This is a genomic window from Catellatospora bangladeshensis, assembly GCF_016862575.1.
GTDB lineage: Bacteria > Actinomycetota > Actinomycetes > Mycobacteriales > Micromonosporaceae > Catellatospora > Catellatospora bangladeshensis.
The window spans coordinates 15,815-27,417 of sequence record NZ_BONF01000019.1 but is presented as its reverse complement, the minus strand read 5'-3'; the positions used below and the strand labels follow the sequence as shown (position 1 = coordinate 27,417).

Genomic DNA, 11,603 nt, shown 5'->3' with positions numbered 1-11,603 from the left:
GGGGGGCCGCGTCCGTCCGGCCCCCCGCACCGCCATCTCGGAGCCGGTCATTCGGCGACCCGGCTCCGGACCGACGTCCGGGTCCTCGCGGCACCACCGCGGCGGCCCGGTGGCCCGGCCGCTCTCCGCGCACCGCCTCCACGGGCGGCACGGGGCACCGTCCGGGTCCCGACCCGAGGGAACGCGTCATGGCCGCACCCGTCGCCGAAGCACCACCTCCTGCGCCGCAGTCGCGGTGGCAGGTCGGCCGATGGGCCGTGCGCACCCCCGAGGTCGCCCGCCCGATCCCCGCCGACCCCCACCGGAGCGTCGCCATGCCACGAAGTACCCGACCCCGCCTCGCCGCGGGCCTGGCCATGCTGCTGCTGGCCAGCCTCACGGCCAGCGCCGTCAGCGTCACCGCCGCACCCGCCCCGGCGGCCGCCGCACCGCCCCCGACCAGCAGCTTCGAGAAGGTGAAGCTGGACGGCGGGCTGTCCATGGGCGAGCCGATCGAGCTGTCCGTGCTGCCCGACGGCAAGGTCCTCTACATCAACCGGGGCACCAGCTCCGGCGGTGGCCAGGTGCGCCTGTTCAACCCGGCCACCAACTCGACCACCGTGGCGCTGACCCTGCAGCTCGACGCCCGGTTCGAGGACGGCCTGATCGGCATCACGCTGCACCCGCAGTTCGCCACGAACCGCTGGGTGTACCTGTTCTACTCGCCGGTGGCCACGCCGCTGGTCAACCGGATCAGCCGGTTCACCTTCAACACCGGCACGCTGGTGCTGGACGCGGCCAGCGAGACCAAGCTCATCGAGTGGCCCACCGAGCGGCGGCTGTGCTGCCACTCCGCGGGCTCGATGACCTGGGACTCGGCCGGCAACCTCTACTTCGCGGTGGGCGACAACACCAACTCCGGCGGCGACTCGGCGGGCATGGCCCCGATCGACGAGCGGACCAGCCGGGACGCGCAGTACGACGCGCAGCGCACCTCGGGCAACACCAACGACCTGCGCGGCAAGATCAACCGGATCCACCCGGAGAGCAACGGGACCTACACCATCCCGCCGGGCAACCTGTTCGCCCAGGGCACGGCCGGCACCCGGCCCGAGATCTACATCATGGGCGTACGCAACCCGTACCGCATCTGGGTCGACAAGCAGGCCAACAACACCCTCTACTGGGGCGAGGTCGGCCCGGACGCGGGCGCCACCATCCCCAACCGGGGCCCGGCCGCCTACGACGAGTACAACCGCGCGAGCGGGCCCGGCAACTACGGCTGGCCGTACTGCGGCGGCCCGAACGTCGCCTACAACGACTGGGACTTCGCCACCAACAGCCCGCGCGGCTGGTTCCCGTGCGGCGGCAGCACCGGCCCGGTCAACAACTCGCCCCGCAACACCGGCCTGCAGCAGCTCCCGGCGACCAAGGGCGCGCTGGTGTGGGAGCAGCACGGCGGCAGCGTCGACTGGCCCGCCCTGGACAACCCCGGCGGCTGCGGCTCGCCCAACCACGCCGAGGTCTACCACTACAACCCGAACCTGGTCTCGGACGTGAAGTGGCCGCAGTACTACGACAACAAGCTGATCATCACCGAGTACTGCCGTAACTGGATCAAGGAGGTCCAGTTCAGCAACGGCAACGCGGCGACCGGCAACCCGACGGTCATCGAGCCGGTCGTGGCCGGGATGCAGCTGGTGCACCCGATCGACATGGAGTTCGGGCCGGACGGCTCGCTCTACCTGCTCGAGTACGGCAACGGATACTTCTCCGGCGACGTCGCGGCGGGCCTGTACAAAATCAACTATGTGGCGGGCGGGCGCTCGCCGATCGCCGTGGCCACGGCCAACCGGGACAACGGCCTCGCGCCGCTCGCGGTGACCTTCTCCAGCGCGGGCAGCAGCGACCCCGACGGCGACCCGCTGACCTACGCCTGGGACTTCGACAACAACGGGACCACGGACTCCACCGCGGCGAACCCGTCGTACACGTACACCACCGTGGGCGACAAGCGCGCCCGGCTGACCGTCAACGACGGCACCGGCCGCTCCGGCACCACCGTGCTGCCGATCGTGGTCGGCAACAACCGGCCGGTCACCACCGTCGGGTCCATCCCGAACGGCGGCGTCTACGGCTGGGGCGACAACATCACCGCCACGGCCTCCTCCACCGACGCGCAGGACGGCACCATCGCCTGCGGCAACGTGGTGGTCCGGGTGGCCCTGGGCCACCAGGAGCACGCGCACGAGGAGGGCCAGGGCACCGGCTGCGGCTTCACCTTCAACACCGGCCCGATCCACGCCGGGCTCGACGCGGTGCAGTTCTTCGTGGTCCGCGGCAGCTACACCGACCGCGGCGCCACCGGCACCGTGCCGCTGACCGGCGAGCAGCAGCTCACCCTGTGGCCCAAGCAGTGGCAGGCCGAGCACTACGTGACCCTGAACGGGCCGCGCGTGGTCGCCCAGGCCGCCGCCGAGGGCGGCCAGCGGCTCGGCGACATCCAGAACGGCGAGTCGGTCCGGCACCACGCGGTCAGCCTGAAGGGCATCACCAGCGTCAAGGCCCGGGTCTCCTCGGCCAACGCGGGCGGCGTGCTGTCCTTCCGGTACGACTCGACGACCGGCCCCGAGGTGGCCCGGATCACCGTGCCGAGCACCGGCGGCTGGGACAACTACACCGAGCTGACCGCCCCGGTGACGAAGCCCGACGACGGCACGCACGACCTGTACCTGGTGTTCACCGGCTCGGGCACCGGCGCGCTGTACGACGTGGACAGCTACACGTTCATCGGCAGCGGCGTGGGCACCACCCCGCCGGGCGGCGGCAGCGACCTGGCGCAGGGCCGCCCGGTGACCGCGTCCAGCACCGAGGCCGGGGCCAACGTCGCCGCCAACGCGGTCGACGGCAACTCCGCCACCCGCTGGAGCAGCCTCTACGCCGACCCGCAGTGGATCACCGTGGACCTGGGCCAGCAGTACACGCTCAACCGGGTCCGGATCAACTGGGAGGCCGCCTTCGGGCGCGCCTACCGGGTCGAGGTGTCCAGTGACAACAGCGCCTGGACGTCGGTCTTCTCCACCGCCACCGGCGACGGCGGCGTGGACGACCTCAACGTCACCGGCACCGGCCGCTACGTGCGCGTCTACGGCACCCAGCGCGGCCTGACCCAGTACGGCTACTCGATCTGGGACCTGAACGTCTACGGGTCCCCGGTCAGCGGCACGACCCTGCTGTCGCGCGGCCGCCCGGTCACCGTGTCCAGCACCGAGGCCGGTACGAACGTCGCGGCCAACGCGGTGGACGGCAACACGGCCACCCGCTGGAGCAGCCTCTACAGCGACCCGCAGTGGATCACCGTGGACCTCGGCCAGAACCGGTCGATCAGCCGCGTGGTCCTGAACTGGGAGGCCGCGTACGCCACCGCCTACCAGGTGCAGGTCTCGAACGACAACAGCAGCTGGACCACGGTCTCGTCGACCACCACCGGCAACGGCGGCACCGACGACCTCACGGTCTCCGGCTCCGGCCGCTATGTCCGGATCAACGGCACGGCGCGCGCCACCCAGTGGGGCTACTCGCTGTGGGAGTTCGACGTCTACGGGTCCTGACCCGACGCGGGGAGGCGGCGTGTGCGACCGCCTCCCCGCCCCGCACAGGCACCTCCCCGACCTGGACCACCCGATCCAAGGAGCACTGATGCGCAGAAGGTTTCTGTCCGTGGTCGCCGGCCTCGCGCTGGCGGCCGGCACGGCGCTGGCGGCGCCGCTGCCCGCGTCCGCCGCACCGCTGACGAAGGTGCTGGTCTTCTCCAAGACGGCCGGCTTCCGCCACTCGTCCATCCCCAACGGCATTGCCGCCATCCAGGCACTCGGCACCGCCAACGGCTTCACGGTCACCGCGACCGAGGACGCCGCCCAGTTCACCACCGCCAACCTGGCCCAGTACCAGGCCGTCATCTGGCTCTCCACCACCGGCGACGTGCTCAACACGACGCAGGAGGCCGCGTTCCAGAGCTACATCGCCTCCGGCGGCGGCTACGTCGGCATCCACGCCGCCGCCGACACCGAGTACGACTGGTCCTGGTACGGCGGCCTGGTCGGGGCGTACTTCGCCTCGCACCCGGCCACGCAGCAGGCCACCATCCGGGTCGAGGACCGCGCGAACATCTCCACCGCGCACCTGCCGCCGACCTGGACCCGCACCGACGAGTGGTACAACTACCGCGCCAACCCGCGCGGCAACGTGAAGGTGCTGTCCAGCCTGGTCGAGTCGTCGTACTCGGGCGGGACCATGGGCGACCACCCGATCACCTGGTGCCAGAACTACGGCGGCGGCCGATCCTGGTACACCGGCCTCGGGCACACCGAGGAGACCTACGCCGACGCGAACTTCCGCACCATGCTGCTCGGCGGCATCCAGATCGCGGCCGGGGCCAAGCCCGCCGACTGCCGCCCGGAGACCGGCTACACCGCGATCTTCGACGGCACCCAGGCGAGCCTGAACCAGTGGCGCATGGCCGGACCTGGCGGGTTCACGCTGGCCAACGAGACGCTGACCTCGTTCGGCGGCATGGGTCTGCTGTGGTTCCCGGTGCGCACCTACGCCAACTACTCGCTCAAGGTCGACTGGATGATGCCGGGCGACGACAACGGCGGCGTGTTCATCGGCTTCCCCGACCCGGGCAACGACCCGTGGGGGCCGGTCAACGCCGGGCACGAGATCCAGATCGACGCCACCGACGCCGACCCGAGCCGCACCACGGGCAGCGTGTACAGCTTCCAGGCGCCGAACACCACCGCCCGCGCCGCCGCGCTCAACCCGCCCGGCCAGTGGAACACCTACGAGATCGGGCTGCACGGCCAGCGGGTCGAGATCTGGCTCAACGGCGTGAAGATCAACGACTACACCAGCTCGCGGGCGATCGCCAACGGGTACATCGGCGTGCAGAACGACGGCACCGGCGCGGACATCAACTACCGCAACATCCGCATCAAGACCGACGGCGGCACGCCGCCCGCCACGGACATCGCCCAGGGCAAGACCGCCACGGCGTCCAGCGTGGAGCCCGGCAGCGCGCACGTCGCCGCGAACGCCGTGGACGGGAACGCGGCGACCCGCTGGGGGAGCGCGTACGCCGACCCGCAGTGGATCACCGTGGACCTCGGCGGCTCGTACACCATCAACCGGGTCCGGCTGAACTGGGAGGCCGCTTTCGCGCGGGCGTACCAGGTGCAGACCTCGCCCGACAACGCCACCTGGACGAACGTCTACACCACGACCACCGGCGACGGCGGCGTGGACGACCTGACGGTGTCCGGCACCGGCCGGTACGTGCGGGTCAACGGCACCCAGCGCGGCCTCACCCAGTACGGCTACTCGCTGTGGGACCTGAACGTCTACGGCACCCCGGCCAGCGGCCCCCAGTTGCTGTCGCGCAACCGCCCGGTGACGGTCTCCAGCGTGGAGCCCGGCAGCGCGCACAACGGCGCCAACGCCGTGGACGGCAACACCGGCACCCGCTGGGGCAGCGCCTACAGCGACCCGCAGTGGATCACCGTCGACCTCGGCGCGGCGAAGGTGATCAGCCGGGTCCGGCTCAGCTGGGAGACGGCCTACGGCCGGGCGTACCAGGTGCAGGTCTCCAACGACAACAGCACCTGGACCTCGATCTACTCCACCACCACCGGTGACGGCGGCGTCGACGACCTGACCGTCTCCGGCAACGGCCGCTACGTGCGGATCAACGGCACCCAGCGCGCCACCCAGTGGGGCTACTCCCTCTGGGAGCTCGACATCTACGGCAGCTGAGCTGAGCTGCTGGCACACGCTCCGCGCGTGCGGCGTTCGGCCTCTGCAGTCGGCGTCACCCGCCGGTCGTCGGCTTCGCTTCGCTTACCTCCTTGGTGGCGGGTGACGCCGACGGCCGAACGCAACTGACCTTCCCCGTCCCGCCCCGGCGCGTGCCCCGCGCGCCGGGTTCTCACCCCCGGAAGGAAACCCCTCGATGAGACACGTCCCCCGGTGGCGGCTGTGGTCCACAGCCGTCGCCACCCTGGCCGCGAGCTTCGCGGTCTCCGTCGCGGCGGGAGCGCCCGCCGCGACGGCGGCACCGATCCCGGCCGCCGACTACCAGCAGGTGTCGCTGGCCACCGGCTCGGCCGAGCTGGGCGAGCCGATGTCACTGGCCGTGCTGCCGAACCGGTCGGTGCTGCACACCGCCCGGGACGGCACGATCCGGGTCACCGACGTCAACGGCAACACCCGGCAGGCGGCCAAGCTGTCGGTATACACCCATGACGAGGAGGGCCTGCAGGGCATCGCGGTCGACCCGGGCTTCGCCACCAACCGCTTCATCTGGGTCTACTACTCGCCGCCGCTGAGCACCCCGGCCGGCGACGCCCCGGTCACCGGCACCACCGCGACCTGGAACACCTGGAAGGGCCACCTGCGCCTGTCCCGGTTCACGCTCAACTCCGACGACACCGTCAACCTGGCCAGCGAGCGGATCACCCTCCAGGTCGACAACGACCGCGGCCAGTGCTGCCACGTCGGCGGCGACATCGACTTCGATGCGGCGGGCAACCTCTACCTGACCACCGGCGACGACACGAACCCGTTCGAGTCCAGCGGCTACACCCCGATCGACGAACGCACCGACCGCAACCCGCAGTTCGACGCGCAGCGCACCTCGGGCAACACCAACGACCTGCGCGGCAAGGTGCTGCGCATCAAGCCGCAGGCCGACGGCAGCTACACCATCCCGGCGGGCAACCTGTTCGCGCCCGGGACGGCGAACACCCGGCCCGAGATCTACGCGATGGGCTTCCGCAACCCGTTCCGGATGAGCGTGGACAAGGCCACCGGCATCGTCTACCTCGGCGACTACGGCCCGGACGCGGGCACCACCAGCTCCACCCGCGGCCCGCAGGGGCAGGTCGAGTTCAACCGGATCACCGCGCCGGGCAACTACGGCTGGCCGTACTGCACCGGCACCAACACCAGCACCGAGACCTACAACGAGTACACGTTCCCGTCCGGCCCGTCGCAGGCCAAGTACAACTGCGCGGGCGGCCCGGCCAACAACTCTTTCCGCAACACCGGTCAGGCCACGCTGCCCGCCGCCAAGCCGGCCTGGATCCGCTACGCCGGTGACGCGGGCACCCCGCCCGAGTTCGGCACCGGCTCGGAGTCGCCGATGGGCGGCCCGGTCTACCGGTACAACGCCTCGTCCACCTCGGCGATCAAGTTCCCGCAGTCGATGGACGGGCGCTACTTCGCCGGTGAGTACGGCCGCCGCTGGATCAAGGCGATCGCGCTCAACGCCGACGGCACGCCCGGCGAGATCTCGGCGTTCCCGTGGACCGGCACCCAGGTCATGGACATGGCCTTCGGCCCGGACGGCGCGCTGTACGTGCTCGACTACGGCACCGGCTCCAACAACCAGGGCCTGTGGCGCATCGAGTACATCGGCGGCGGCAACCGCAGCCCGGTCGCGCGGGCCACCGCCGACCGTACGTCCGGCCCGAACCCGCTGACCGTGAACTTCTCCTCGGCGGGCAGCTCCGACCCGGAGGGCGGGGCGCTGAGCTACCTGTGGACCTTCGGCGACGGCACCACGTCGACGGCCGCGAACCCGACGAAGACGTACACCACCAACGGCACCTACACCCCGACCCTGCGGGTGACCGACCCCGGCGGCCTGACCGGCACGGCGAGCCTGGTGATCACGGTCGGCAACGCGGCGCCGACGATCAACCTGACCACGCCCGGCAACGGGCAGCTGTTCAACTTCGGCGACACGGTGCCGTTCACGGTCACCGTCAGCGACCCGGAGGACGGCACCATCGACTGCTCGCGGGTGACCGTGACGTACTCGCTGGGCCACGACAGCCACGCCCACCAGATCACCTCGAAGACCGGCTGCTCCGGCACCATCACCATCCCGGTCGACGGTGAGCACGACGCGGCGGCGAACATCTTCGGCGTCTTCGACGCCGGCTACACCGACAACGGCGGGCTCACCTCGCGCAGCACCCGCACCCTGCAGCCGAAGAAGCGGCAGGGCGAGCACTTCAGCTCGCAGTCGGGCGTGCAGCTGGCCGACCACGCGGCGGCCGAGGGCGGGCGCACCGCCGGCTTCATCGAGAACAACGACTGGATCGCGTACACGCCGTACAACGTGTCCAACGCGACCCAGATCAGCGTGCGGGCCGCTTCGGCGGGCGCGGGCGGCACCATCGAGGTGCGCACCGGCTCGGCGACCGGCACCCTGCACGGTACGGTGACCGTGCCGGTGACCGGCAGCTGGGAGACGTTCACCAGCGTCAGCGCCAACCTGACCGCGCTGCCGGCCGGGGCGACCACGCTGTACCTGGTGTTCAAGGGCGGCGCGGGCAACCTGTTCGACGTCGACTCGTTCACCCTCACCACGGGCAGCGCGCCGACCACCCCGGTGGTCGCGTGGCGGGCGCGGGTCAACAACCAGTACGTCACCGCGGCCAACGCCACCACGGCGCTGATCGCCAACTCCACCACGATCGGCGCGACCCAGCGCTACGACCTGGTCAGCCTGGGCGGCGGCAACTACGCGCTGCGCTCGAAGGCCAACAACATGTTCGTCTGCGCCGAGAACGCGGGCGCGGGCAACCTGATCGCCAACCGGGCCACCGCCGGCTCCTGGGAGACGTTCACGCTGGTCAACAACTCCGACGGCAGCGTCAGCCTGCGCGCCACGGTCAACGGCATGTACGTCGCCGCGGAGAACTCCGGCGCCAACCCGCTCATCGCCAACCGCACGGCCATCGGCCCGTGGGAGAAGTTCGACCTCATCACCCAGTAGGAGGCTGACCATGAACCGACTACGGCGGACCTGGTCCGCCCTGCTCCTGGCGGTGGGGCTGCTGGCGCTCGCGGGGACTCCCGCGCGGGCGTCGGCGCCCCCGCCGGCGGCGGCTCCTCTCGCGGCACAGGCCGCGGCCGCCGCACCACTCGCGTCCAACGTGCACATCTTCTACTACTCGTGGTACGGCAGCCCGGCCGTGAACGGGTCGTACCGGCACTGGCAGCAGGGCGGGCACACCCCGCCCACCGGCATCGGGGCGAACCTGTACCCGAAGCTCGGCGCCTACGACTCCGGCGACGTCAACGCGATCAACCAGCACCTGGCCTGGATCGCCCAGGCCGGGGTCGGCGTGATCGTGTACAGCTGGTGGGGGCAGAACTCCTACGAGGACCGGCTGGTCCCGCGGGTGCTCGACGCCGCCGCGGCAGCGGGGATCAAGGTCGCCTGGCACCTGGAGCCCTACAGCGGGCGCACCGCCGCGTCCACCGTCGCCGACGTCAACTACCTCAACAGCCGGTACGGGTCGCACGCGGCGTACTACCGCGACACCGCGCACGGCAACCGGCCCGCGTTCTACGTGTTCGAGAGCCTGCGCATCACCGACTGGGCACCCATCGGGCCGCTGCGGGCGAACAACATCATCCTGGCGCAGACCACGGACACCTCGAAGGTGGCCCACTTCGGCGGGATGTACACGTACGACGCGATCGCCGGGAACACCGCGCCCGGCTGGGCGAACGCGCACGCGTACTGCAAGGCGAACGGCCTGGTCTGGGCGCCGTCGATCGGCCCCGGCTACATCGACGACCGGGCGGTGCCGGGCAACACGACGCCGACCCTGTCCCGCGAGAACGGGGCGACCTACGACCACCAGTGGGGCAACGTCCTCGCGGCGGCCAATGGCGGCCCGCCGAGCTGGGTGTCGATCACCTCGTTCAACGAGTGGCACGAGGGCTCGGTCATCGAACCGGCGAGCGCGTCCCCGCCGGGCGGGTTCGGGTATCAGACCTTCTCCGGCGCGTACGGCCTGACCGGCACCGCGTCCGAGACGGCGTACCTGACCCGCACGAAGTACTGGGTGGACCGGCTGAACCCGCCGGCCCCGACCCCCACGGTGGTGAGCCTGCGCGCCCGGGTCAACGGCCGGTACGTGGCGGCGGAGAGCGCGGGCGCGTCCCCGCTCATCGCCAACCGCACCTCCGTCGGCCCGTGGGAGCAGTTCGACCGCGTCGACCTGGGCGGCGGCCTCATCGCCCTGCGCGCCCGGATCAACAGCCGCTTCGTCCACGCGGACAACACCGCCCCGCTCATCGCCAACGCGGCGTCGTCGGGCACCTGGGAGACCTTCCGCGTCGTCAGCAACACCGACGGCAGCGTCAGCCTCCTGGCCACCGCCAACAACCGCTACGTAGCCGCCGAGAACGCGGGCGCCGCCCCGCTGATCGCCAACCGCACCGCCATCGGCGGCTGGGAGCGATTCGACATCATCCCTAACTGAACATCCGTTCCGTCCACTTCGCCGTGATCGCGCACGCCGAGCGCGATCACGGCGAAGCCTTGCAAGGAAAGCGTTTCCAGGTTTCAGTATTCGATCGTGTTCGTTACCAACGGGGGTTGACTACGGTCGTCGAGCCGAGTAAACAACATCTAGGAAATATCCTATAGGATTTCGACAACCGAAAGTGCCTGACTAGGGAAGGGACTCGGTCATGCGACCGCTTGTTCGACTGGGCTCGGCCGTCGGCGTGCTCGCGCTGATGATCACGGCGTCGGCCTGCACCAAGAAGGAAGAGGAGCCCGAGGGCGCGGCCGGTGCGCTCACCGCGGCTCAGGTCAAGGTGGCGCTGGTGCCCGGCGGGGCGCACCCGTACTTCCAGCCGTGGAAGGACGCCGGCACCAAGGCCAAGGCCGACTTCGCCTTCGGCGACGTCACCTTCAACGAGACCGCCGGCTGGGACCAGACCAAGCAGAACGACGTGCTCACCTCGCTGGCCGCGCAGGGCTACAACGCCTTCGGCATCTTCGGCGTCGCGCCGGAGAGCATCAACTCGACCTTCGAGAACCTCAAGAAGCAGGGCTTCAAGGTCGGCTCGCTGGCCTCCTGCCCGGCCGGCGACAAGAACCTCGCCGACTTCTGCCTCTCCACCGACGTGCAGGAGGCGGCGTACAAGGCGGCCAAGGCGGCGGTCGAGGCCATGGGCGGCCAGGGCAACCTGGTCCACCTCACCGGCAACAAGGTCGACTCCAACACCCAGCGCCGCATCGCGGGCGTGCAGAAGGCCGTCGACGAGACCGGCGGCAAGGTGAAGCTGCTCGACACCATCACCGACATCGACAAGGACCTGCAGACCGCGCAGAAGGCCGTCGCCGACCTGCTCGCCGCCAAGGGCAGCCAGGTCAACGCGATCGTCACCACCGCCTACAACCCGGCCGTGGCCGCGGCGGGCGGCGTCAAGCAGGCCAAGCTGCCGATCAAGGTGATCGCGATCGACGACGACCCGACCATCATCCAGGGCATCAAGAACGGCGAGGTCGCCGCGACCGTGCTGCAGAACCCGGTCGGCCAGGCCTACGTCGGCTCGTACGCGCTGCTGAAGCTCGCCGAGGGCTGCACCATGGCCACGCCCGGTGTCATCATCGACTCCGGCTCCTTCGTGGTCAACGCCGCCAACGCCACCACGTACGAGAACGACCGCCAGGCCAAGACGGACTTCCTCAAGAAGGACTTCGACGAAAAGTACCTGACCTGCGCCAAGTGATCCGCTGACGGCCGGGGTGC

General features: G+C 70.6%; 5 protein-coding genes. All 5 read left to right on the top strand.

The annotated features are described in order from the left end of the window. Positions 1-188 precede the first annotated feature (188 nt). The 5 genes from Cba03nite_RS17535 (at position 189) to Cba03nite_RS17515 (ending at position 11,583) form a co-directional block, all read left to right on the top strand. Complete coding sequence (locus Cba03nite_RS17535) at positions 189-3,590, top strand: discoidin domain-containing protein (protein WP_203747020.1); 3,402 nt, start codon at positions 189-191, stop codon at positions 3,588-3,590. Between the two features lie 88 nt (positions 3,591-3,678). After that, the gene (locus Cba03nite_RS17530; protein WP_203747017.1) at positions 3,679-5,790 is read left to right on the top strand and encodes a ThuA domain-containing protein; all 2,112 of its coding nucleotides are present in this window, start codon (positions 3,679-3,681) and stop codon (positions 5,788-5,790) included. Positions 5,791-5,986: 196 nt separating this feature from the next. After that, a complete protein-coding gene (locus Cba03nite_RS17525) occupies positions 5,987-8,821 on the top strand; it encodes a PQQ-dependent sugar dehydrogenase (protein ID WP_203747015.1) in 2,835 nt (944 codons plus the stop codon). A gap of 10 nt (positions 8,822-8,831) precedes the next feature. Next, entirely contained in the window at positions 8,832-10,322 is a 1,491-nt protein-coding gene (locus Cba03nite_RS17520) for a glycoside hydrolase family 99 protein (RefSeq protein WP_203747013.1), read from the top strand. Between the two features lie 211 nt (positions 10,323-10,533). Continuing rightward, positions 10,534-11,583, top strand: a complete 1,050-nt coding sequence (locus tag Cba03nite_RS17515) for a sugar ABC transporter substrate-binding protein (protein ID WP_203747011.1) — start codon at positions 10,534-10,536, stop codon at positions 11,581-11,583. Positions 11,584-11,603: the final 20 nt, after the last annotated feature.